This window comes from Cellulomonas sp. P2_B4, from assembly GCF_056404795.1.
On the sequence record NZ_JBFUDI010000006.1, the window covers coordinates 81,807 to 104,227 of the forward strand.

At 70.3% G+C, this 22,421-nt stretch carries 24 protein-coding genes and 1 pseudogene; 8 read left to right on the forward strand and 17 right to left on the reverse strand.

From position 1 onward, the window contains the following. Nucleotides 1-2: 2 nt before the first annotated feature. Genes AC1DZC_RS11775 through AC1DZC_RS11785 form a run of 3 tightly spaced genes read right to left on the reverse strand, consistent with a single transcriptional unit; the run spans nucleotide 3 to nucleotide 1,355 of the window. Nucleotides 3-428 (reverse strand): hypothetical protein, encoded by a 426-nt coding sequence (locus AC1DZC_RS11775; protein ID WP_477043392.1) that lies wholly within the window; start codon nucleotides 426-428, stop codon nucleotides 3-5. Further along, complete coding sequence (locus tag AC1DZC_RS11780; protein ID WP_477038612.1) at nucleotides 415-609, reverse strand: helix-turn-helix transcriptional regulator; 195 nt, start codon at nucleotides 607-609, stop codon at nucleotides 415-417. Before AC1DZC_RS11780 ends, AC1DZC_RS11775 begins: the two co-directional genes overlap by 14 nt. After that, entirely contained in the window at nucleotides 606-1,355 is a 750-nt protein-coding gene (locus tag AC1DZC_RS11785; RefSeq protein WP_477043393.1) for a CPBP family intramembrane glutamic endopeptidase, read from the reverse strand. The genes AC1DZC_RS11780 and AC1DZC_RS11785 overlap by 4 nt, the downstream gene beginning before the upstream one ends. A gap of 137 nt (nucleotides 1,356-1,492) precedes the next feature. Between AC1DZC_RS11785 and AC1DZC_RS11790 the strand changes: the two genes are divergently transcribed. Then, nucleotides 1,493-1,657 (forward strand): hypothetical protein, encoded by a 165-nt coding sequence (locus tag AC1DZC_RS11790; RefSeq protein ID WP_477038614.1) that lies wholly within the window; start codon nucleotides 1,493-1,495, stop codon nucleotides 1,655-1,657. On the opposite strand, the gene AC1DZC_RS11795 is transcribed toward AC1DZC_RS11790, so the two are convergent. Continuing rightward, nucleotides 1,654-2,367 (reverse strand): YggS family pyridoxal phosphate-dependent enzyme, encoded by a 714-nt coding sequence (locus AC1DZC_RS11795; protein ID WP_477043394.1) that lies wholly within the window; start codon nucleotides 2,365-2,367, stop codon nucleotides 1,654-1,656. The two genes, AC1DZC_RS11790 and AC1DZC_RS11795, sit on opposite strands and share 4 nt — an antisense overlap. A gap of 41 nt (nucleotides 2,368-2,408) precedes the next feature. On the opposite strand from AC1DZC_RS11795, the gene AC1DZC_RS11800 reads away from it, so the two are divergent. Continuing rightward, on the forward strand, nucleotides 2,409-2,807 hold the full coding sequence (locus AC1DZC_RS11800; RefSeq protein WP_477043395.1) for a YccF domain-containing protein: 399 nt from the start codon (nucleotides 2,409-2,411) through the stop codon (nucleotides 2,805-2,807). On the opposite strand, the gene AC1DZC_RS11805 is transcribed toward AC1DZC_RS11800, so the two are convergent. The 4 genes from AC1DZC_RS11805 to AC1DZC_RS11820 form a co-directional block, all read right to left on the reverse strand. Continuing rightward, nucleotides 2,804-3,190: an MmcQ/YjbR family DNA-binding protein gene (locus tag AC1DZC_RS11805; protein WP_477043396.1), complete on the reverse strand. Its 387-nt coding sequence runs from the start codon at nucleotides 3,188-3,190 to the stop codon at nucleotides 2,804-2,806. The genes AC1DZC_RS11800 and AC1DZC_RS11805 overlap by 4 nt on opposite strands. Continuing rightward, a complete protein-coding gene (gene ybaK / locus AC1DZC_RS11810) occupies nucleotides 3,190-3,690 on the reverse strand; it encodes a Cys-tRNA(Pro) deacylase (protein WP_477038828.1) in 501 nt (166 codons plus the stop codon). Before ybaK ends, AC1DZC_RS11805 begins: the two co-directional genes overlap by 1 nt. Nucleotides 3,691-3,694: 4 nt before the next feature. Further along, nucleotides 3,695-6,247, reverse strand: a complete 2,553-nt coding sequence (locus tag AC1DZC_RS11815) for a DEAD/DEAH box helicase (RefSeq protein ID WP_477043397.1) — start codon at nucleotides 6,245-6,247, stop codon at nucleotides 3,695-3,697. 209 nt (nucleotides 6,248-6,456) lie between these two features. Continuing rightward, a complete protein-coding gene (locus tag AC1DZC_RS11820) occupies nucleotides 6,457-7,227 on the reverse strand; it encodes an MBL fold metallo-hydrolase (protein WP_477043398.1) in 771 nt (256 codons plus the stop codon). A 186-nt stretch (nucleotides 7,228-7,413) separates the two neighbouring features. Between AC1DZC_RS11820 and AC1DZC_RS11825 the strand changes: the two genes are divergently transcribed. Both AC1DZC_RS11825 and AC1DZC_RS11830 read left to right on the forward strand, forming a co-directional pair. After that, on the forward strand, nucleotides 7,414-8,295 hold the full coding sequence (locus AC1DZC_RS11825; RefSeq protein ID WP_477043399.1) for an oxygenase MpaB family protein: 882 nt from the start codon (nucleotides 7,414-7,416) through the stop codon (nucleotides 8,293-8,295). Nucleotides 8,296-8,765: 470 nt separating this feature from the next. Continuing rightward, nucleotides 8,766-9,734 (forward strand): TM2 domain-containing protein, encoded by a 969-nt coding sequence (locus AC1DZC_RS11830; RefSeq protein ID WP_477043400.1) that lies wholly within the window; start codon nucleotides 8,766-8,768, stop codon nucleotides 9,732-9,734. A 57-nt stretch (nucleotides 9,735-9,791) separates the two neighbouring features. On the opposite strand, the pseudogene AC1DZC_RS11835 reads toward AC1DZC_RS11830, so the two are convergent. Both AC1DZC_RS11835 and AC1DZC_RS11840 read right to left on the reverse strand, forming a co-directional pair. Then, nucleotides 9,792-10,064 (reverse strand): annotated as a pseudogene (locus AC1DZC_RS11835) (3-methyladenine DNA glycosylase); the annotation flags it as partial. 182 nt (nucleotides 10,065-10,246) lie between these two features. Further along, on the reverse strand, nucleotides 10,247-10,858 hold the full coding sequence (locus AC1DZC_RS11840) for a hypothetical protein (RefSeq protein ID WP_477043401.1): 612 nt from the start codon (nucleotides 10,856-10,858) through the stop codon (nucleotides 10,247-10,249). 472 nt (nucleotides 10,859-11,330) lie between these two features. On the opposite strand from AC1DZC_RS11840, the gene AC1DZC_RS11845 reads away from it, so the two are divergent. Together AC1DZC_RS11845 and AC1DZC_RS11850 are read left to right on the forward strand one after the other, a co-directional pair. Further along, nucleotides 11,331-12,410, forward strand: coding sequence for a hypothetical protein (locus AC1DZC_RS11845; RefSeq protein WP_477043402.1), 1,080 nt, complete (start codon nucleotides 11,331-11,333; stop codon nucleotides 12,408-12,410). Nucleotides 12,411-12,468: 58 nt separating this feature from the next. Beyond that, a complete protein-coding gene (locus tag AC1DZC_RS11850; RefSeq protein ID WP_477043403.1) occupies nucleotides 12,469-13,509 on the forward strand; it encodes a hypothetical protein in 1,041 nt (346 codons plus the stop codon). Between the two features lie 112 nt (nucleotides 13,510-13,621). Here the strand turns inward: AC1DZC_RS11850 and AC1DZC_RS11855 are convergent, their stop codons facing one another. From AC1DZC_RS11855 to AC1DZC_RS11875, 5 genes are all read right to left on the reverse strand, one after another. After that, nucleotides 13,622-14,461 (reverse strand): PIN domain-containing protein, encoded by an 840-nt coding sequence (locus tag AC1DZC_RS11855; protein ID WP_477043404.1) that lies wholly within the window; start codon nucleotides 14,459-14,461, stop codon nucleotides 13,622-13,624. Nucleotides 14,462-14,560: 99 nt separating this feature from the next. After that, a complete protein-coding gene (locus AC1DZC_RS11860; protein WP_477043405.1) occupies nucleotides 14,561-14,983 on the reverse strand; it encodes a hypothetical protein in 423 nt (140 codons plus the stop codon). A gap of 148 nt (nucleotides 14,984-15,131) precedes the next feature. Further along, nucleotides 15,132-15,755 carry a hypothetical protein gene (locus AC1DZC_RS11865; protein WP_477043406.1) on the reverse strand — a complete coding sequence of 208 codons (624 nt, stop codon included), beginning with the start codon at nucleotides 15,753-15,755 and terminating at the stop codon, nucleotides 15,132-15,134. Nucleotides 15,756-15,835: 80 nt separating this feature from the next. Further along, nucleotides 15,836-16,723, reverse strand: coding sequence for a hypothetical protein (locus tag AC1DZC_RS11870; protein WP_477043407.1), 888 nt, complete (start codon nucleotides 16,721-16,723; stop codon nucleotides 15,836-15,838). Nucleotides 16,724-16,897: 174 nt separating this feature from the next. Next, a complete protein-coding gene (locus AC1DZC_RS11875; protein ID WP_477043408.1) occupies nucleotides 16,898-17,899 on the reverse strand; it encodes a 3-methyladenine DNA glycosylase in 1,002 nt (333 codons plus the stop codon). 26 nt (nucleotides 17,900-17,925) lie between these two features. Between AC1DZC_RS11875 and AC1DZC_RS11880 the strand changes: the two genes are divergently transcribed. Next, complete coding sequence (locus AC1DZC_RS11880) at nucleotides 17,926-18,309, forward strand: DUF1304 domain-containing protein (protein WP_477043409.1); 384 nt, start codon at nucleotides 17,926-17,928, stop codon at nucleotides 18,307-18,309. Nucleotides 18,310-18,314: 5 nt separating this feature from the next. On the opposite strand, the gene AC1DZC_RS11885 is transcribed toward AC1DZC_RS11880, so the two are convergent. Next, nucleotides 18,315-19,328: a heparan-alpha-glucosaminide N-acetyltransferase domain-containing protein gene (locus AC1DZC_RS11885; RefSeq protein WP_477043410.1), complete on the reverse strand. Its 1,014-nt coding sequence runs from the start codon at nucleotides 19,326-19,328 to the stop codon at nucleotides 18,315-18,317. 102 nt (nucleotides 19,329-19,430) lie between these two features. Between AC1DZC_RS11885 and AC1DZC_RS11890 the strand changes: the two genes are divergently transcribed. Beyond that, nucleotides 19,431-20,252: a methyltransferase domain-containing protein gene (locus AC1DZC_RS11890; protein ID WP_477043411.1), complete on the forward strand. Its 822-nt coding sequence runs from the start codon at nucleotides 19,431-19,433 to the stop codon at nucleotides 20,250-20,252. Between the two features lie 10 nt (nucleotides 20,253-20,262). Here the strand turns inward: AC1DZC_RS11890 and AC1DZC_RS11895 are convergent, their stop codons facing one another. Beyond that, nucleotides 20,263-22,341 carry a DUF7507 domain-containing protein gene (locus AC1DZC_RS11895; protein WP_477043412.1) on the reverse strand — a complete coding sequence of 693 codons (2,079 nt, stop codon included), beginning with the start codon at nucleotides 22,339-22,341 and terminating at the stop codon, nucleotides 20,263-20,265. Between the last annotated feature and the right edge of the window lie 80 nt (nucleotides 22,342-22,421).

The following is a 22,421-nucleotide window of genomic DNA, read 5'->3' on the forward strand; positions in this document are numbered from 1 at the left end:
CGTCACGTGCGGCGGCTGAGCACCACGAACGCGCCGACGAGCACGACGTAGACCACGAGCATGACGAGCTGGAGCACCAGCAGGGGGTCTGCGCCGAACGTCACGGCGACCGTCGCGACGCCGATCGCGAGGACGGCCGCGATGCCGGTCCACGCGAACGCGCCGGTCACGATCGCCCGGTCGCGCTCGTCGGGCTGGCCCGACAGGGTGCGGCCCGCGGTGCCGCTCGACCCGGGCCGGCGCCACGTGCGCCAGAGCGCGACGCCCGCCAGCACGAGGAAGGGCAGTCCGCCGACCACGGCGCCGGCCGCGGTGTCCGGCTCCCCGATCGCCAGGAAGTACGCCGAGATCGCCACGACGGCGACCCCGGCCGCCAGGAGGGGGATCGCTGCCCGCAGGGGGCTGCGGCGCTGGTCAGTCGTCGACATGGAAGATCTCCTCGATCGTGAGGTCGAAGTGGCGGGCGATGGCGAAGGCGAGCGGCAGGGACGGGTCGTAGCGGCCGGTCTCGAGGGAGTTCACGGTCTGCCGGGACACCGCGAGCGCCTCGGCGAGCGCCGCCTGGGACAGGCCCGACTCCTCGCGCAGCCGGCGGATCTCGTTCCTCATGCGGGCTCCGGCTCTGTGACGGGTGCGAGGCGGGCCAGGACGGCGAGATCGATCAGCACGTGCACGACCATCGGGATCAGCAGGGAGCCGGTGCCGAGGTAGAGGCTGACGAGGATGGCGCCGAGGATGCCCGTGCTCACCATCCCGAGGACGCCCTGGTACCAGTGCGCGAGCCCGAACGCGGCCGCGCCGACGACGACCACCACGGCCGGGTCCGTGCCCGGCAGCACCGTGGCGAGCGCCAGGACCACCAGACCGCGGAACGTGACCTCCTCCGTCACGCCGGMGCTGAGCGACAGCCAGGCCCAGCCTCGGCGGTCGGCGGCGGTCACCGGGTGCATCGGGTGCGGGGCCGGCCGCGGGTCGGCGGGGAGGCGGTGGCGCAGCAGGAACCCGGCGACGGCGACGATGCCGAGACCGATCAGCCCGCCGACGAGGACCGACGGCGCCCCATGGAGCCCCGACGGGTCCGGCAGGCGCAGGCCGAGATCGCCGGGTGCGACGCCGGGGAGCGCGAGCACCACCGCGACGACGGCCGTGCCGAGGAGCCAGCCCTGCCGCGTCCAGCGACGGTAGAAGCGGACCCGGGCGGCCGGATCGGTCTCCAGGCGCGTGAGGAAGGCACGGTACGAGCGGCGTCCTGCGACCGGGTCGAGCACGACCAGTGCGAGGGCGGCGCCGACGAGCACGACGGCGCTGACCGTCGGCAGGTCGAGCCCCTGCAGCGTGGCGAGCGTGGTGTCCATCGATCAGCCCCCGGGTCCGTAATGTGTCAAGCGACCTTGACGTGACAAGGGTGCTTGACATGGTCAGCGGGTGTCAAGGGACCTTGACGTATCAGGGTCCGGGTCGGCGGCTCCTCCTTGCGACGAAGGAGAACGAGATGACCACCGACACCGGCCTCGACCGCGAGATCCGCCGCATGAGCCTGCTGCACGCGCGCGAGCTGGCGAGCGCCCGACGGCGCGCGTCCGGTGCGCGGGCGAGCGCCACGCGCGTGGTGCTGCTGCGCGGCGGGGCGCGACCGACGGCCCGCCGCGGCGCCTAGGCCGGACGCGCCCCGAACAGGGCGCTGCCGACGCGCACGACCGTCGCGCCCTCCGCGATGGCGAGCTCGAGGTCGCCGCTCATCCCCATCGACAGCTCGTGCGCGTCCGCCGTGCCCGGTGCACCCGACGCGACGATCTCGTCGCGCAGCCCGCGCAGCAGTGCGTAGCCCGCGCGCACCACGTGGGCGTCGGGCGAGTTGGCGCCGACCGTCATGAAGCCGGTCAGGCGCAGGCCGTCCAGCGCACCGATCGCGCGCGCCAGGCCGGCCGCCTCCGACGGTGCCGCACCGTGCTTCGTCGGCTCGCCCGAGACGTTGACCTGCACGTACACCTCAAGCTGCGGCGCACGCTCCGCGAGGCGCTCGGCCAGGTCGAGCGACGCGACCGACTCGATGCACGACGCCCAGCGCAGCGCCGCGTTGACCTTGTTGGACTGAAGCGGGCCGATGAGGTGCGTCGTCACGCCCAGGTCCGCGAGCAGGGGGCCCTTGGCGACGAGCTCCTGCACCCGGTTCTCGCCAACGAGCAGCGGGTGCGGGCTCCCGGTGTCGGACTCGACCGCGGCCCGGATCATTGACGCGTCCTGGGTCTTGGTCGCCAGCAGCAGCCGCACGGACCCCGGGGGACGACCGGCCGCGATCTCGGCGGCGGCGATCCGGGCCCGCAGCGCGGCGAGCCGGTCGGCCACCGCGGCGGGGTCGACGGTCATGGGAGGCAGACTATCCGGCCGCCGTGGTGCACCCTGGACCAGTGAAGACGCTGCTCAACCTCATCTGGCTCGTGCTCGCCGGCTTCTGGCTGGCGCTGGGCTATGTGCTCGCGGGGATCATCTGCTGCATCCTCATCGTCACGATCCCGTTCGGCATCGCGTCGTTCCGGATGGCGAGCTACGCGCTGTGGCCGTTCGGGCGGACCGTCGTCGACAAGCAGACCGCGGGCGCGTGGTCGGTGATCGGCAACGTCATCTGGATCATCGTCGCCGGCTGGTGGCTCGCGCTCATGCACATCGTCACGGGCATCCTCGAGGCGATCACGATCATCGGGATCCCGCTGGCGCTCGCCAACTGGAAGATGGTGCCGATCTCCCTGGTGCCGCTGGGCAAGCAGATCGTCCCGTCGGACCGCGTGATGGCGGCCTACGGGCACTAGAGGCCGTGCGGATGCTCGGCGAGCCACTGGTCGGCGAGCGTCTTCGGCGCCGTCCTCAGCCACGCCTCCACGATCGCGTCCGACAGCTCCTCGACGTCGATGTCGTCGAGCCGGACGAGGACCGCGGGGTAGGCGTGGAAGTGCGGCGTGACGAAGTAGGCGTCGGGCCGCCGCGCGAGCATCTCGTCCTTGGTGACGAGGTCGCCGGTGTGCACCATGAGGACCGGCCCCTCGGGCACCGCGTCGCCCAGCGCCTTGAGGTCCGCCGGTCGCAGCCGTCGCTCCTTGACCACGACCTTGCCCCGCACCGACCAGACGAGCTCGTCCTGGGTCGTCTCGGGCAGCGCGAGAGCCACCGCGGCGACGTCCTCCCAGGTGGCCATCAGTCGCGCGCGATGTCCGCGACGGTCGCGGCGGTGAGCCGGACCAGGTCGTCGGGCGACAGCTCGACGTCGAGACCTCGTCGGCCCCCGGAGACGAACACCGTGTCGAAGAGCCACGCGGTCTCGTCGATCACCGTGGGGTGGGCCGCGCGCTGCCCGAGCGGGGAGATGCCGCCGACGACGTAGCCGGTGGCCCGCTCGGCGGCGTGCTTGTCCGCCATCGCGGCCTTCTTGCCGTCCACGGCGTGCGCGAGGGCCTTGAGGTCGAGCTGGCCGGTCACCGGGACGACGGCGACCGTGAGCGTGCCGTCCACGGTCGTCATGAGCGTCTTGAACACCTGCTCGGGCGGGACGCCGATCGCCGCGGCCGCCTCGAGGCCGTAGCCGAGGTCGGAGGCCGGGTCGTGCTCGTACGCGTGCGCGGTGTGCTCGACCCCGGCGGCGCTCAGGGCGACGAGCGCGGGGGTGCCGGTCGGTGCGTGCTTGGCCACAAGGGCCAGCCTGTCACAACGGTCCGACGGCCGTGATCCGCAGCTGGACCTCGCTCGTCTCGTCGGAACCCACCAGGTCCACCACCGCGTCGATGCGCCAGTCGTGGTCGCCCTCGGGGTCGTCGAGCAGCTGCCGGACGGTCCACGTGCCGCGTCCGGGCGTCACCTGGAAGAGCGCCGGACCGCGCGCGGGCGAGCCCGTGAGGATCTCGTCGTGGTCGTCGTAGAACGGGTCCAGGGCGTCGCGCCACCGGTCGACCGTCCACGGCTCCCCGTCGGCGTCCAGGTCCCCGAGCTGCGCGAGCCCGCCGTAGTACTCGCGGGCGGCCAGCTCGACGCGGCGGAACATCGCCCCGCGGACGAGGGCGCGGAACACCCGGGGATTAGCGGTGATCGGCTCCGGCACGTCCTCGTCCACACCGCCGGGGGCGTCAGCGCCGTGCTCGTCCAACGGGTTGGACAACCGCTCCCACTCGTCGAGAAGGCTGGAGTCGGTGCGGCGGACCAGGTCGCCCAGCCACTCGATGAGCTCCCAGAGCTCCTCGGTGCGTGCGTCCTCCGGCACGGTCTGACGCAGGGCGCGATAGGCGTCGGCGAGGTACCGCAGCAGCACGCCCTCGGTGCGGTCCAGCTGGTAGTAGGCGACGTACTCGGCGAAGCTCATGGCCCGCTCGTGCATGTCGCGGACCACGGACTTGGGGGACAGGGCGAGGTCGGCGACCCAGGGGTTGGTCTGCCGGTAGGTGACGAACATGGCCTCGAGCAGCTCGGCGAGCGGCTTGGGGTAGGAGACGTTCTCCAGCAGCGCCATGCGCTCGTCGTACTCGATGCCGTCGGCCTTCATGGCCGCGACCGCCTCGCCGCGCGCCTTGTTCTCCTGGGCGGAGAGCACCTGGCGCGGGTCGTCGAGCGTCGACTCGAGCACCGAGACCACGTCGTGCGCGTAGGCCGGGTCCTCCTGGTCGAGCAGGTCCAGGGCCGCGTACGCGAACGGCGACAGCGCCTGGTTGAGCGCGAAGTTGGGCGGCAGGTCGGTCGTGAGGTTCAGGCCCCGGTGGCGGTGCCCGTTGCCGTCGTCGATCCACGGGCGCTCGATCACCCCGGCGGCCTTGAGCGACCGGTAGACCGCGATGGCACGGCGGACGTGCCGGCCCTGAGCCCCCGGCGGCTCGTGGTTGTCGGTGAGCAGCCTGGTCATGGCGGCCACGGAGTCGACGCCGCGTGCCTGACGCGCCAGGACGTTCAGCACCATCGCGTGCGACACCGCGAAGCTGCTGGTCAGGGGCTCGGGCGGCGCATCGCGCAGGCGCTCGAACGTCTTGTCCGTCCAGTTGACGTGCCCCTCGGGCGCCTTCTTGCGGACGATCTTCTTGAGCTTCTTCGGGTCGTCGCCGGCGCGCTCGAGCAGCTTGCGGTTCTCGATCACGTGCTCCGGCGCCAGGATGATGACCTCGCCGACGGTGTCGAACCCGGCCCGGCCCGCACGCCCGGCGATCTGGTGGAACTCGCGGGCGGACAGGTGCCGCATCCGGACGCCGTCGTACTTCACCAGGCTGGTCAGCAGGACCGTGCGGATGGGCACGTTGATGCCGACGCCGAGCGTGTCCGTGCCGCAGACCACCGGCAGAAGCCCCTTCTGCGTCAGGCGCTCCACGACTCGCCGGTACTTGGGCAGCATCCCCGCGTGGTGCACGCCGACCCCGTGCCGCAGCAGCCGGTTCAGCGTCTTCCCGAAGCCCGGACCGAACCGGAAGCCCGCGATCTCGTCGCCGATGCGGTCGCGCTGCTCGCGGCTGGCCAGGGGGGTCGAGAGCAGGGACTGCGCGCGCTCGACGGCCTCCTTCTGCGTGAAGTGCACGACGTAGACGGGGGCCCGCCGGGTCTTGACCAGCTCGTCGAGGAGCTCGTGCAGCGGCTCGATCGCGTAGGTGAACGTCAGCGGCACCGGGCGCTCGGCGTTGGCGATGACGGCCACGGGCTGGTGCGTCCGCCGGGCCAGGTCCTCCGCGAAGAAGCCCACGTCGCCGAGCGTCGCGGACATGAGCACGAACTGGACCTTGCTCAGCTCCAGCAGCGGCACCTGCCACGCCCAGCCGCGCTGCGGGTCGGAGTAGAAGTGGAACTCGTCCATGATCACCTGGCCGACGTCGGCGTCGTCGCCGTCGCGCAGGGCGACGTTGGCCAGGATCTCCGCCGTGCAGCAGATGATCGGCGCCGTCGGGTTCACCGCCGAGTCGCCCGTCATCATGCCGACGTTCGCCGACCCGAACGCCTCGACGAGCGCGAAGAACTTCTCGCTGACCAGGGCCTTGAGCGGCGCGGTGTAGTAGGTGCGGCGGCCCTGCGCCAGCGCGACGAAGTGGGCGGCGACCGCGACGAGCGACTTCCCGGACCCCGTCGGCGTCGACAGGATCACGTGCGCACCGGTGACCAGCTCGAGCAGCGCCTCGTCCTGGTGCGGGTAGAGCGCGAGCCCCTGGTCCTCGGCCCAGCCGGTGAACGCCTCGTACAGAGCGTCGGGGTCGGTCGGGTCGGCGGGGATGCGTTCGGCGAGGCTGGCGGGCACGCCCGATCCTCGCACGCGAGGTCCTCGTCGCGACTCCGCCTGCCGCGCACACGACCCGGCCCGTGCGTACCTAGCCGCGCCAGGGACGGGAGTGCACGCGTGAGGCACCGGACGCGTCACCGTGGTGCGCACCCGTCGCAGGTGCGGCTAGGTGCACACGGTCGGGACCGCCGACGAGGGGCCGCCGGTGTCGCGCCGCCGCCGCATCGTCAGTCGACGGGCGTCGCGGTGCCCGGGGTGAGCCAGCGGACGTCTGCGCCCGTGTCGGCGAGGGCGGGCTCGAACACGTCGCGGTTCTCGCGGAAGTGGGACCAGCCCTCGTAGTGCACCGGGACGACGACGCGGGGCTTGAGCAGGTCCACCACCTCGACGGCCTCGGTCGTGTTGAACGTGAAGTGCACGGGACCCGTGACCCCGAACTTCACGGCGCCCAGGTGCAGCACGGCGATGTCGACGTCCATCCGGTCGATCGCCTCGCGCAGGGCGTCGAACATCACGGTGTCGCCCGACACCCACACGGCGACGTCGTCGGAACCCTCCACCCGGATGGCGAAGCCGACGGCGTCCCCGACGATCGGGTGGCTGAACCGCGGGCCGTGCCGCGCCGGGGTGGCCGTGATGGTGAGCGTCGGGCGTCCGGGTGCCTCCAGGACGTGGGTGTCCCCGGCCGTCAGCCCGACCGCGCCCGACCCGAGACGGCGCGCGCCCGAGACCGTCGTGAGCACGCGGCCCGCGGACGGCAGGAACGCGCGGCCGGCGTCGTCCAGGTTGTCGGCGTGGTGGTCGTGGGAGAGCAGGACCGCGTCGACCGTGCCGAGGTCCGACGGCTGCAGGGCGGGGCCCGCGACCTTGTGCGAGCGCGCACCCCAGCCGAACGAGTAGGTGCGACCGGGTGCCTCGAACGTCGGGTCGGTGAGCAGCCGCCAGCCCTCGATCTCGATGAGCAAGGTCGGTCCGCCGATGTGGGTCAACGTGGGCATGGCGGCATCGTCGCAGGTGAACCGGGCAAGAGGACAGGCCCGGTTCCGTTGGCCTCCGGTGACGCGGACCCGCTTCGCGTCGCGCCTCTGCCGCTGCGCCGGTGCGCGCGACGACGGTCGGCGACCTAGCATCGAGCGGTCGGACCGAGCCAGTGCTCCGACCCGGGCACGAGAGGCGGTGGGCCGATGCTGCAAGGCCTGTCGCGTCTGCGTGACCGCGCCGGGACCGAGCTCTTCCTGCGCGTCGCAGGTCCGGACGGCATCGCCCAGCGCGAGCGGATCCACCTCACGCCCGGCCCTCGCTGGTACCTGCCCGGCTCACCGATCCGCGCGGTGCACGGCGACGCCTCGATGTTCGTCGGCGGGATGCGCGCGCTGCTCCTGCAGTCCCTGCACCCGGCAGCCATGGCAGCCGTCGCGGCGCACTCCGGGTACAAGGGCGACCCCTGGGGCCGGCTCGCGCGGACCAGCACCTTCCTCGCGGTCACGACGTTCGGCACCGCCGACGACGCGCAGGCCGCCATCGACCGCGTCCGGGCCGTCCACGAGCGCATCAGCGGCACGACGCCCGAGGGCATCGCGTACGCGGCAGCCGACCCCACGCTGCTGCGCTGGGTCCACGTCGCCGAGGTGGACAGCTTCCTGCGGTCCTACCGGCTGTACGGCCAGCGGCACATCGACGCGGTCGACGCCGACCGGTACGTCGAGCAGGCCGCGCGGGTCGCGGTCGCCCTGGGGGCCGAGAACGTCCCGACCTCGGTGTCCGAGCTGGCGATCGCGCTGCGGGAGTTCCGGCCGGTCCTCGGCCCGTCCACCGCCGCCCGCGAGGCCGCCGACTTCCTGCTCCACGAGCCGCCGGTGCCGTGGACCCTGCGCCCCGCGTACGCCTCGCTCGCCCGTGCTGCCGTCGCGTCGCTGCCCCTGTGGGCCTGCGAGCAGCTCAGCGTCCGGCACCCCGGACCCGTGCGCCGCGCCGGTGCCCGGGTCGCGGGCGAGACCGTGACCCGCACGATCCGCTGGATGCTCGGTCCGGACGACGCCCGCCGCGTGTCCGGTACTCAGCGGTGAACGCCCCCGGACCGCTGGGAGTCAGCGGATCGTGCGACGCGGTGGGATGAGGCCCGATCTCACCCGCTCCCTCTGGTATCGCCGCAGACCGGTGCCGATACGGTCGATGTGCGGGGGTCGCGAGGGGCCGGGGCGTCCGCACACGTCGTGACGGACAGCCGGCTCCGGCGACGCAAGGAGGCGTCCTCGTGACGACCGATCCGAGCCTGCCCGAAGGTCAGCCCGTCCCGCCTGTACCCGCTCACGGAGCCCCTCCACAACCTCAGGCACAGCCTGTGGCTGCGCCGGCGGCCCCGCCCTACGCAGCTTCCACGGAGCCGCCGKCCGGTGTTCCGGCGGCGCCTCCGTACGGCCCACCGCCGCCGGTCCAGGGCGCGCCGGGCGGCTACCCGCCAACCGCGGCCTACCCGCCCGCCGCGTATGCGGCAGGGCCGTACCCGCCCGCCGGCTACGCGCAGCCACCCGGGGAGGTGTCCTCGAAGTCGTTCGTGCTGACGTGGCTGTTCGCTTGGTTTCTCGGCTTCTTCGGCGTCGACCGGTTCTACCTCGGCAAGGTGGGCACCGGCATCCTCAAGCTCATCACGCTCGGTGGGCTCGGGATCTGGGTCCTGGTCGACATCATCCTGGTGCTCGTCGGGGCGCAGCGTGACAAGCAGGGGCGTCGCCTGGCGGGATACGACGAGCACAAGAAGGTCGCCTGGATCGTGTCCGGTGTGCTCCTCGTCCTGGGATTGATCAGCTCGGCCATCACGGCGTCGAACGCCGGCAACGCGGCGCTCGACGACCTCGCCGACGTCCCGGTCGTCGAAGCGCCTGCCGAGGAGCCCGTCGAGGAGCCGGAGGCTGCCGCGCCCGACGAGGCCCCGGCGGACGAGGCGGTGACACCTCAGGCATGGGCCGACGAGACCTTCGGGACGTTCGCGCCACTGACCCAGTCGGGTACGGGCGACAGCCTCGTCCCGCTGCCCGCGGGCGCGCTGATCGGGATCGTGACGGCAACGCACGACGGGGCCAACAACTTCGCGATCTCCATGCTCGACGCCGCCAACGAGCCGACGGGTGACCTGCTGGTCAACACGATCGGCCCGTACTCCGGGTCGACGATCTACGGTCAGCTGGGGTTGGCAGATGCGGCCACCGTGCAGATCACGGCCGACGGGGCGTGGACCCTGACGGTCGCGCCGGTCTCGACTGCTCCGCCGCTCGCGCCCGCGGGCACGGGCGACGCGGTGTTCCTCTACGACGGACCCGCCGGGGCGCTCGCCGCCACCAACGCCGGCGAAGGCAACTTCGCCATCATCGAGGACACAGGCGACCCGTTCGAGTTCGGGCTGCTCGTCAACGAGATCGGTGCCTACCAGGGCACGGTCCCGCTGAGTGCCGGACCCTCGATCATCGCCGTCACGTCCGACGGAAGCTGGACGCTGACGGTCTCCTGACGCGAGGGAGCGCCGCGGCCCGAGTGTCGGCCGCGGCGATCCGCGCCGCCCGCGTTCCTAGTCCGTGCTGGGTAGCACGCCGTCGCAAACCGTGACCAGCCGGGCGCGCAGGACGTTCCCGCGCTCGGCGAAGCCCTTCTGCGCCGCGGCGTAGGCGGCTTTGCCCTCGGGCGTCTCGATGGCCACCGCCTCGAGGCCGTAGGAGGAGACGTCGTAGGGCGACGCCCGCATGTCGAGGGTGCGGATGTCGCGCGCGAGCTCGAAGCAGTCCAGGAGCAGGTCGCCGGGCACGACGGGGCCGAGCTTCGTCGCCCACTTGTAGACGTCCATGCACATCTATGTCGCAGGCAAGTCTCCTCGATTGTTGACCGTTGTAGGGAATCGGAAACGCCGCAATCTGCCACTTGACCTGCGCCAATGCGGTGCAGAGACCCGGCGCGGGCCCTCAGAACGACAAAAAGCGCCCCCATCCCAGGAGACCCCAGAATGAGGGCGTTCGTCGTGCAGGTCTGTCAGGCGGGCAGGTACGGGGAGCTGGCGCCCCGCGCGGCCTCGTACGCAGCGCCCCTGCGGGCGCCCTCGGCCTCGCGAGCTGCCGCCTCCTTCGCCTTCACCTCGGCGCGCTCGATGGCCCGCGCTCGCTCCTTCTGGTTCGCCTCGTGGTCGCGGTAGGACTGCTCGACCATCTGGCGTCGAACGTCAGAGTGGATGCTGTGTCGCAGCGACTCTCGCTCGGCATCGATGCGCGGACCGACGTCGCGGCGCTCATCGACCAGCCTGTCCAGGCGCGCCCGGATGCGCTCCGCGCGGTCCTTGGCCGCGACCAGCTCGACGCCGGTCACGTCTCCGCCCATGTCGTCGTACTGCTCGACCAGGCGCAGGTACGCGGCCTCGGCCAGCTCGTGCAGCTCCGTCACCGTGTCGGCCTCGCCGGGGAGCGCAGCGGCTCGCTCGTTCAGGGCGTCGATCTGGTGCACGCGCTCCAGGATCGGGAGCACCCAGAAGTCCCGCGCCCAGTGCTCGGGGACGGCAGGGGCGTTCAGCCTCAGGACCTCGACGAGCTCGGCAGGAACTCCGGCGTACAGGTCGGCGGCGTGGTCCGTGGTGGTCTTCTTGATGGCCACTGGGGCCCTCCTTCATGTTCGTGCGGCCGGTCGGCCGCGTCCGGCTCGGCGCCGGAAGCTTCTTGGTGGTGGATCGGGAGCAGGTGCTCAGCGGACCGTCTGGACTGCATCCCAAGCGGCATGACAGGACCGGCACATGGCCAGATACGCCCCGGGGTCAGTGCTGAAGCGGAGGAGTCGCGCGCCGTCGTTGTCCGGTGCCAGGTGCTCGTGCTCCGGTGAGGAGCCGATGAGGAGTCCCCACTCGTCGGCGGGCTCGGCACAGTCCGACCACCCGCAGGCCCGGTCGGCAGCGCGACCACGGCGGCGACGCACCTTCTTGTGCGCTTCGAAGTAGCTCCAGCGCCCAACCCCCAGACCATGGGCTGGCCTGCCTCCACTGCCGCACAGCCCACACGAGCTGCTGGCACCAGCGCGCAGGGCCCGTGCGCGCACGGCGCGCTCCGTCCCGCAGTCGCAGCGGCAGAGCCACGTGGCCTTGCCGCTCAGCGGCGGCGCGAGCTGGAGCACGGTCCAGCGCCCGTGCCGCTGGCCGGTCATGTCGATGAGCTTCACTAGGTTGTCTCCGCTTCTGCTCGGCCCGGTCGGCCGCGCTGGTCGTATGTTGGCTGACGTGTCGGAACCTTCAGATGCCCCGGAACCGTCTGACGCCGAAGAGGCCGTCCGAGATAGCACGATTGACCTCGCCCGACTCAGCGCTACGACTACCGCGAGCCTCGGCCGGATCCTTCGGCTGACACAGTCAGAAAGCCTCTTGGCGCCGAGCCTGACGGCCCTGCAAAGTCTGTTCGCATCTCAGACCGCCGCGCTTCGCCCGGGCCTGGCAGCCATCGCGGAACTGTCTCTCCCTTCCGAGCGAATGCGCGCCATGATCGCCACGGTCGCAGCGAGCTGGACCGCACCAAACCTGTCTTGGACCTGGCTGACGGATCTCGACCTAGGTCGCCGAATCCTCCCGCCGAACCTTGCTCGGCTGGACGTCGATCTGAAGCAGGTTGCAGTCCTCGCAGAGGAAGGGATTGGGCTGTACTGCGTTCCGAGCAGCCCTGTCGCTGATCGGCTCCTCCGCGCGCCCGATCGGGCATCGCGCCGGGCCTTGCTCGGTCGGTTCATGGAGCGCATCTGCCTCGATTGCGAAGCGATCCTCGATGAGTGCACCGCCCAGCGCACGCGCGAGTACGTCCCCTTCCTCCGGCAGGCCCTCAACGCGGCTAGCGATGGTCACGTCGCGGCGGCGCAGTCGCTCGCCAGTAACACTCTGGACTCGATGATGTACACCGCGTTCGATCAGCAGGAGCGGGCTTCGTACACGAGCCACAAGGCGACGAAACGTGAGGACGTCGACGGGTGGCCCTTGAGGACGTTCCTCGCGATGGCGCCGATCTGGCATGCGCACGAACGCTTCGAGCCGACTACGGCCCAGCTGATCCCGAGGTCGTATGTCCGCCACGCAACAACGCACGCGGTGTCTCGACGGCAGTACAGCCGACGAAATACGGCTCAGGCCTTGATCCTCTCGACGGGGCTCGCCGCCTACCTCAACGATCTATGACGGCACGGTTCGCACCAAACGCTGTCGCCCTTGCCGTTCGGCGGTCCAGGATGTCGACGTGAGCGAGCAACCGCAGACGTCGCCAGTCGAGATCGTGTGCGACGAGAGCGGAAGCGACGGCGAGAACCTCTTCGAGAGTGCGCACCGGGTATTCGCACACGGCAGCGTGGACCTCAGCACGCGAGAGGCCGGAGCCATCGTGGCCAACGTCCGTAGGCAGTTCCGGATCACCGGCCCCGAACTGAAGGCGAAACAGTTGCTGAAGGACTCAGCAATCGACGACGCGGCGGGCTTGTTCATGGCCGGCGGACCGCTTCACGGACGGGCACACGTGATGCTGATCGACAAGCTGTACTTTGCCGTCGGAAAGGTCATCGACCTCCTCGTCGAGGAAGAGATGTATGAGCAGGGTGTCCAACTCCATGTTGACGGATCAGCCCGGCAGATGGCGTCGGACCTGTTCAGGCATGGCCGCAAGGCGCTCGGAACTGTGAACTGGGATCGGCTGCTGGGTGCGTTCGTCTCGTTGATCCGGCGACGCCAGCGCACGGGCGAAAAGACGACACTCGACGAGTTCTTCGCGGTTATCGACGACCTCCGTCTCCGCAGTCATCGGAAGGACGTCGCTGACGTCCTGTCCCTGGTGTGGGCTGCGCGCGAGCAAGCGGCCCAATACGGCGATCCCGACCAGGCGATCTCCGAACAGCCCAATCTTGAACCCCTGGTCGCAGCGATTCACCCGACCGCGCTCTACTGGGCCGAGCAGTACGGGGGGCCCGTTCTCCTGATTCATGACCGCCAAACAATCCTGACCGACGAGCTCGTCCGCATCATCGTCGGCGTCGCAAACAACCCGCATCCGGACCTACCGGTATACGTGCCGATCGCCGGTATCGTGCAAGCCGACTCGAAGGCGGACCCACGTGTGCAGCTCGCCGACTTGGCAGCAGGTCTCGGCAGGCTCGCCGGTGAAAGAGCCCTCAGCCTCACGCTTACTCCGCGGCTTATCGACGCGACTCGACCGCTGATTGACGAGAACTGCATTTGGGACGATGAGCCCAGCTGGCGCATTCTCACGGGTCGAGCGGTAGGCAGCTGACGGTCCGCCGACATCGGTCCTTGCTGACTCGCCTTGTCCTTCGACCGATCTCGTCGACGTGTGCTGGTCGCGTCGAATTCGGACTCGTCCGAGACACGGCGACTAACGGTGACTAGTCCTGTGCCTGTTCGCCACCCGCAGGGGGCTCTACCGCCTCGACTCCTGCCGCGCCAGCTCTGAGCCGCATCCCAACATCTGCGGTCACGATCACGACTCGGGCGCCAGAGACATCAGCGATAGACCGGGCGGTGTCGATGATTTCGTAGTCGGCGTCCGACAGCCGCGGGCGATCAGGGTCGTCCAGCACGAGGACGACCTCGATTGCTGGCCATGTCTCAGGCAGGTTGTGCGAGAGCCCACCCTGGAACCAGGCATCAAGTACGCCGAGCGTCCGCCGCGCGCGCGTCCGCACCGGCTCCTTGCCACTCTCGATCTTGTCGGTCCGCCTCTTTGCCTTGTCGAGTTCGTCAATAACGAGTATCGGGATCGCAACGATGATCCGTCGCGCGCCTGCAGCGGCGACGGCGTCCCAACGCACCTGCTCGATCGAATCTGGATGGTGCAGCAGTACGTTCGTGTCGGGCACGATCACCAGATCAGCATGACTAAAGCGGTTGTTGTCGTCCGCGACCGCCTTCATCGCCTCGTCGAGTGCAGCGATCTTCTCCGAGATTTCCAGTTCCATCAGAGCATCAAGCACCGGACCCTTGCCTCCTGGGTCGACGCCATGAAGCATCCAATACCGCTGAGTTGTCATCACTCGATCGAGGTCCGCGGCCGGCAGTACCGACGCAAGCATCTTCACTTGCTCGCTCGACTTGCGAAGGTATTCGTTGTACAGCTCGATGCCGCTGTGGGATCCGCCCCGCAGGTTGACGAAGACGTTCGAGGCGCCCTGGAGGACCTCCTGAGCACGGATTCCCGTCACGCCCGGTAGTGGTCTGATCTTCACGTGCCGAGTATGTCGGTACCGAAGTCATTGGCCGAGTCGCTGGATGCGGTCGGCCGGCCTTCGTGCGGCGGGCCGAACAGCTGCCCCGTCCAATCGGGCCTAACGCCGATGCCAGCTCTGCCGCTCGTCGTGAAGGGCGACCCGCAGCATCGCGATGGTCTCTTCCGCGTCTCGCGTGAAGGCGTTCGGCGATGCTCGGAGTCTTGTGCCGAGCTCGGGCGCGTACGCGGAGGCGTGTGCGACCGCCACGCGGGCATCGGCAACGGACTTGACCCAGGCCTTCACGGATTCTCGTGCAACTTCGGTATTCAACGTGGCGCGCTCCGACGGACTCGCGCCGTCCCAGTCGACACCGCGGACGAATTCGGAGGTCGCGATCACCGCTGCGACGGCCCCGATAGCTTCTGCGAGGACGTCCTCGACCCTGCGATGCTCTCGATCCCGAACGTTGACGACATAGGTGATGGCGGCGCCGACGAAGAGCGAGAACATCGGAACCAGAAGAGATGACAGGGCGTCCACGGTGGGAGCGTAGGCGCACACTGCTCCTCCGTTCGAGGGCAATGAACGCGTCGACGTTCTGTCCGCCGGGGCATGCCGCCCTCGGCGAGGCCGGGTCCCCGGAGTTGCGGAGCGTATGGCGATCTCGTCCGCCGTACGGTGCTCTTGCTCATTCGGGGAGACCGTTGGCACGCAGGGCCGCGGTCAGCTCAAGTCCGAAGTCAGAAATCCCGGCTTGACGAGTTGGTTCGGAACTGGCATGGAATGTGGTCCGCGGCGGGACGGCCGTTCCAGTTCGGACTAGCGCAGCGCGAATCGGTTCTGGCGTCTCTTCCCAGACCTTGCTGATGCCGAAGCTGGGCTCGGCCGGGACCTGCGCAAGGAGTTCGTGCCATTCGTCTGCCATGCGAGCTAGCGCGAGGACATGAGGCACGTCGAGTTCGTTGAGTACATTCGCGAGTAAGAGGCTTTCATCTACTTTCGCGTCGTCGAGCACCGCTGCGCTCACTGCCAGCACCAACAGATGGCGCTTCGCATCGATGCTCGTCCGAAGGGCAGCGTCGATGGCCGATACAAAAACCGACTCGACGTAAGGGCTGTCGCGGAGCCTGTCCGCCAGCTGCTTTTCGCCAGTTGCTGCTATCAGCTCGGCCATGAGGGCATCTGCGCGAGCGGCACGCCGGGCGCGCACATCCGAGTAGACGATTTCCAGGGCTCCGCCGACGTAGGGCACGGACGCCAGCGCCGCACGAACGGCAGTTTCCGACCATGTTGGGGGCAGGTCATCAGGCATGTGCCAGAGAATGCCAGACTCGACGCCCGCGTAACAGGCTGCACGTGGATCGGTTCGCGCCTGGGTGCGGCGCGGACGGATTATCCGAGGAGCCCCGCCGCCTGCGCAGCGAGGATCGTGCCTAGCGCGTTGGCGCCGACGTCTGTCCCCAGCCGTGCGAACCATGCGACGGCTCGTCGTACTCGCCCCGGCTCATCGGAATCACGCAAGATTGCCAGGTTTGCCGTGTACTCGATCTCGTCATTCGCGCTGAGGCCGAGTACGTCGCGGGCCGCCGCCAGTGCCTCGACCAGTGCTGCGACGCCGTCCGCGTTGAGACCATTCGACGTGGCCGTCACAGTCGAGTTGTTGTTCCCCACCGCAACCGCGCCATGATTGCTGTGAATGGTCACTGTCTGCGGTGGGGTGGCTTGTGATCTGCGCCATGCCCGGACGTCCCCGTCGAAGTCGTCAATCACATCTCTCCCCGCCGGCAGGATGTAGACGTCCGCACGAACGACATCGCCACCCCAAGCTGTAGTGACATTTGCCTTGACCAAGCCCTCGCCGTGCAGCGCCACGACTGCCTCGGCGACTTGCTCGAACGACGGTGCGGTGCCGTCGAACCACGAGTACTCGCTGGCCAGGAACGACGTCACGTTCCCTCCGCCCGTGGCATCGGCCCAGCCGAGCACACGCGACAACGTCGTGCTCCGGATGTATGAAGGGCTGCCGCGCCGCTGCCGAGCGGACTCAACGAGGGTCTGACCTGTCTCTGTGAGCTGGTCTTCAGTGGCGAGACCGGACTCGAACTCGAAGCAGAGGTCCCTATCGCGGGCTCCGAGTAACCACCGCTGCGCATCTTCAATCTCGACACCGGCATCGAGGAGGATTGCCAGGCTCTGCACGGGCGCAGTCGCTGCGCCCGCGGCATAGAGCATTTCGAGTCGTTCGAGGTCGCGACGTTCAGATTCCGATGGGAGCCGCACGACACGCAGCGTATCGGCGCCCGCCGACACCCAGACAGGCGGAACCCAAGAGATAGCGAGCCGGAACCGACGGACATCTTCACGGCTCCGATACGACACGTCGCAACGTCGTCGCAACAGGGCTGAGTCGCGGTGTCGCACCCACCTGACGGATGGACGGCGGGGTAGCCGTCACTACTGAGCGGTGAGCAGGAGGTCGCATACCTCAATCAACCGGGTTCGAAGCGTGTTTGACCGCGTCGAGTAGTTTCGTTGAAGCCGCGTGTACTCGGCCTTCCCGTCGGGGGTCTCGATGGCGATCGACGAGAGGCCGTAGGACGACACGTCGTACGGCGAGGCCTGCATATCGGTGTACCGGATCTCCAGCGCGAGTTCGAAGCAGTCCAATAGCAGGTCTCCGGGGACGATGGGGCCGAGCTTGGTTGCCCACTTGTAGCAATCCATTGCAGCGTGAAGGCAGCCTGGTTGCTCATGGTCGATCTGGGTCGCGCGAGTGAGCGGAGGTGGGAGAGGCTTCGCGGCCGAATTGCATGTTGGACATGTCAGCACGTCCATGCCGGCGTGCAGGCAGCCCGGCTGCTCCAGGTCGACCTGGTTGGCGCGGGTGGGACGCAACGTGTTGCGCTCGACGGCGTCGGGCGTGAAGAACCGGTAGGCGTCGAAGTGGGTGCAGCGGATGCGGTGCGACTCCACGACGGCGTCGGTGCCGGCCGCGCCGAGCCGCAACGGCAGGGAGTGCCGGTGCTCGTCGTCGCCCTCGCGGTAGACCATCGCCCACTCGTGCAGGCCGAAGCAGCCGGTGAACGCGGGCCGGGAGAGGGTCGATCCGAGCAGGCCCGCGATGAACCGCAGCGTCTCCCCGCGCTCGGTCAGGTACGCCTCGACGTCGAGGCTGACGACACCGTCGCCGTCGGTCGCGTACCAGCGCCACTGGGCGTGCGGGACCGGCCCGGGGGCGAGCGCGACGCCCGCACCGGGGTGCCAGCGCCGCAGGGCGGCCGGCGAGACGGGGTAGTACTCGAACAGGAAGTCCTCGATCGCGTGCTTCTCGTGCCTCGACCGGCGCTCGCGTCGTCCCGCGGTGAAGTCGTCGGCGCGGGCCGCGTGCCGGTCGGAGATCGCCTGCCACGTGGCCCGGTCGAGGACGGATCCCCGGAGTGGCGTGGTGGTGGTCATCCGACAAGGGTAGGCAGACTGGCCCGATGCTCATCGCTACCGCAGTCTTCGCCGTGCTGGCCGCCGTTCTGCACGTCCTGTTCTTCGCGTACGAGTCGGTCATGTTCGAGCAGCCGGCGGTGCACGCACGGTTCCGGACGCGCACGCAGGACGTGCCCGCGGTGAAGCCGTGGGCGTACAACCAGGGCTTCTACAACCTGTTCCTGGCGATCGGGACGGTCGTCGGGGTCGTGCTGGCCCTCGTCGGCCCCGAGGACGTCGGCCTGGCCCTGGTCCTGTTCGGCTGCGGCACGATGCTCGCGGCGTCGCTGGTCCTGGTCGTGACCGACCGCCGCATGGCCCGGGCAGCCATGACCCAGGGACTGTTCCCCGCGCTGGCGGTGGTCGGGGCGATCGTCGTCCTGGCCTGAAGGTCCTACGGGCTCGGCTGTCGCACGGGCGGCTGCACGACGCTCGTCGAGACCTCGTGCATGACCCGTTCCAGGGGTCCGCGCCCCAGGAAGTGGGCCCAGGTCCAGCAGGCGGCGGTGGTGACGCCCAGGAACGCGAGCCAGCCGGCGACGGTCGGCTGCCAGACGACGGTGTCGCCGATGATCGCGATCACCACGATGTGCACGGTGTACGCCGTGAGGGCGAGGCTGCCGACGGCAGCGACGGGGGAGACCGCGCGCGGCCAGTGCTCGGCCGCGAGCAGCGAGGCGACGATGACGAAGAAGGCGACGCCGGTGTTGCCCATCAGCTCGAACGTCGACGAGGCGTGCGGCTCGCTGCTGGTCAGGTCGGTCGGCCACGAGGTGGCCCGCTCGACGACCCACGAGCCGCCGTGCCCGAGCAGGACCAGGCCGAGCCCGACGAGCAGACCGGCCTGCCGTAGCCGCGGGGAGCGCAGGTCGCTGCGCCCGACGGCGAGGCCCGTGAGCAGGTAGGACATCCAGATCAGGCCGGGATAGTGCTCGCCGACGAGCAGGCCGAGGGGCGTGTTCTGCTGGACCGGCTCGTCGACGATCCAGAGGGCGAGCGGCGGGCCGAGCACCGCGAACAGCGCGGACGCGACCAGGAGCGCGCGGCGCGACCAGCCCAGGACGAGGCTCCCCGCGACGAACAGGACGGCGTACGTCGGCAGGATCACCACGACGGGCGTGCCGAGCGCGACGAGAAAGACGCCGAGGACCAGGACCAGGAGCGCGCGGACGACGACGCGACCGCGCGCCTGCGACATCGCGCTGCCGGTCACCGGGGACGCTCCGCCGGAGAGCAGGGCGAGCGAGACGCCGGCGAGGACGACGAACAGGGCCGACGGACGCCCGTCCGCGAGCTGCGCGAACCCGCCGGGCGGCACCGGGCCGTGGTCGTCCGGTCCGACGTGCGCGGTCATCATCCCGAGCACGGCGATGCCCCGCGCCACGTCGATGCCCACGATCCGCCGCATCCGTGGATGGTAGGACAGCCAACCGGGCGACGAAATCTCGCATGTCGAAACGGTTCGTTCCGATTGTTGAAATCTGACCCGCTGGGATGATTACAGTTCGACGTGAACTCTCCGGCGCACCCCGACGTCTACACCCATGGACACCACGAGTCCGTGCTGCGTTCGCACCGTTGGCGCACCGCGGAGAACTCCGCCGCCTACCTGCTCCCGGCGCTCGTCCCGGGCGCGCGTCTGCTCGACGTGGGCTGCGGTCCGGGGTCGGTGACCATCGACCTCGCCACCCGCCTGAGCACCGGCGCGGTCGTCGGCTTGGACTCCTCGTCGGCCGTCATCGAGATCGCGCAGAAGGCCGCCGCGGACGCCGGGGTGTCGAACGCGACGTTCCAGGTGGCCGACGCGTACGAGCTGCCGTTCGAGGACGACTCGTTCGACGTCGTGCACGCCCACCAGGTCCTGCAGCACCTCACCGACCCGATCGCCGCACTGCGCGAGATGCGCCGGGTCGCCCGTCCCGGCGGGCTCGTCGCGGTGCGCGACGCGGACTACGCCGGCATGACCTGGTACCCGCAGTCCGCCGGTCTCGACGACTGGCTCGCGCTCTACCACGAGGTCACGCAGGCCAACGGCGCCGAGGCCAACGCCGGGCGCCGTCTGCTCGCCTGGGTTCGCGAGGCCGGGTTCGAGCCTGAGGGCATCGTGCCGAGCGCCGGCGTGTGGTGCTACGCCACGCCCGAGGACCGCACCTGGTGGGCCGGCCTGTGGGCCGATCGGTCGGTCGCGTCGAACTTCGCGGCGCAGGCCATCGCGCACGGGCTTGCCGACGAGGTCGGTCTGGAGCTGCTCGCCGACGCCTGGCGCGAGTGGGGCGAACAGCCCGAGGGCTGGTTCGCCGTGCTGCACGGCGAGGTGCTCGCCCGCGCCTGACCGGGGTCGGTCAGGCGTCGCGACGTCGGCGGGAGACCGCCACCAACGCCCCGCCGAGGAACAGCGCGCCGAGCCCGAGGATCCCGATCCGCAGGTCGCTGCCGGTCATGGCGAGCTCGGGGGTCGCCGCGGGGACCGTGGCCTGCGGTGCCGAGGGGACGATCACGCTGACGGGGGTGACCGGAGACGGCGTCGCGGGAGCCGAGGGTGGAGTCGGTGGTGTCACGCCCGGCGGAGCGGGAGCCGGCGGGGCCGGAGCCGGGGGCGCCGGGGCAGGCGCCACGGGGACGGTCGCCGCGCTCGGTGCCGTGTTGATGGTCGTACCGTCGACGTCCACGCCGCGCGCCAGGGCCGTGGTCGACACGCTTCCGACGGACACGTCCGATGCGGAGACGACCGTGACCAGCGACGGGTCCTGGCAGAGGTGCACCGCACCGGCGGGCAGGACGAACGTGCCGCACGCGACGACCGCGCCGGACGGCGTCTCGACCGTGACGTCGTGCAGGTCGACGACGGGGTCGCCGGTGACCTCGTAGCTCCAGTGCACCGTCTCGCCGACGTCGGCGAGCCCGTCGTTGTCCAGGTCGTCGAGCGTGGCGATCGAGCGGATCGTGCCGACCGGTGCCTTGAGCCGGACGGGCGCCGTGGACGGGGCGGACGTCAGTGGAGCACCCGCGGCCAGGCCGTGCGCCGTCGCGGGACGTGCGTAGACCAGCGGCTGGCCCGGCGCGGTGGCGGTGACGAGGTCCTGGAGGTCCTGCAGCGTCACCACGTGCCCGCCCGCGCAGACGGTGGAGCTGCCGGGATCCAGGTGGTCGGTCGGGCAGGTTGCCGGACCGTCGAGCGACGGGTCGGTGATGTCCAGGCCGGTCAGCGTGCGGTTCCCCGTGTTGTAGACGACGTACTGGTACGGCACGGACTCGCCGACGACGTAGCCGGCGACCCGAGCACCGGCGGCCGGCACCTGCTTGATGAGGGTGAGCTCGTCGAGCGGCGTGGTGGTGTCCACGTGCACGTTCCGGACCAGGTGCACGTCGGACGACCCGCCCGTCGACGCCGCGAAGCCGAACTTGTACGTCGGGGGCGCGGGCTCCGGCATGGTCGCGCTGAGCACCGTCTGGTAGCCGGCCCCGAAGTCGATCTCGACGACGACCTGCGGCCCGACCGTGGTGCTGGCGGGCTGCGGGGCGATCGACACCCGCACGTGCCGCTGCATGGCGGCCGTGGTGGTCGCGTCGGGGGCGAGCGTCGACGTGCTCCGCAGGGTCAGGCCGTTCAACGGGTTCGACGCCAGCAGGCAGTAGCCCTCGACCCAGTCCGCACGGGGGTAGGTCGAGGTCGCGGTCCACGCGGGCTGCACCCCGAGACGCCCAGGTCCGCGCAGGGCGACCGCGTCGATCGTCCGTCCGGTCGCGGTGGAGGGGGTCGCGCACCCCCGCCCGCGCGCCTCCTCGTCGTTCGTGTAGTTCCCGTACGCGTCCAGGCCGACGCCCAGGTAGCCGCCGGCGACGCCGGGCTCGATCCGGCCGGCAGCGGGGTTCGCGCCGGTGCCGCGCTGCGCGTACCCGAGAGAGCCGCCGAACGCACCGGTGTCGTCGAGGTCGTAGGTGCCGTCGGACAGGAAGAACGCGATGCCGTCGGCGCCCGTGCCGCCGTACTGGACCTGGTCGAACGTCACCACGAGCCCCGCGGACGCGGGCACCGGGACGTCGTACAGCAACGAGCCCGCGACGCCGCCCCAGCTGGGCCCGGTCGAGGCGTTCGTGAGCTGCAGCCAGCCCGGTGCGACGCCCTGCGCCGGCACGGGGCCGACCGTCTCGCCCGCAGGCGTCAGGCACTCGCGCGCCGTGGCAGGCCCCGCCGCGGTCAGGCAGGCCCGGCCGAGGAAGCTGTAGCCGGCCGGTGCCGTGGCCGTCGTGAACGACCAGTCGATGAGCGGCGTGCCGCCGGCCGCCACGGCGGGGCCCGCGAGGGCTGTGCCGACGACGAGGGCCACGACCGCGAGCGCGGCGGTGGCGAACGCCTTCGTCGCCGAGCCGCGGTGCGTGCGGGGTCGACGAGGCTGTCGGGGTCCTGCGGGCGTCATCATGACTGTTCCTGCCTGTTCGACCCGGCATCCGTTCCGGGCCTGACGAGCGTAGGTCCTAGCACCTAGACGGATGTCCAGGA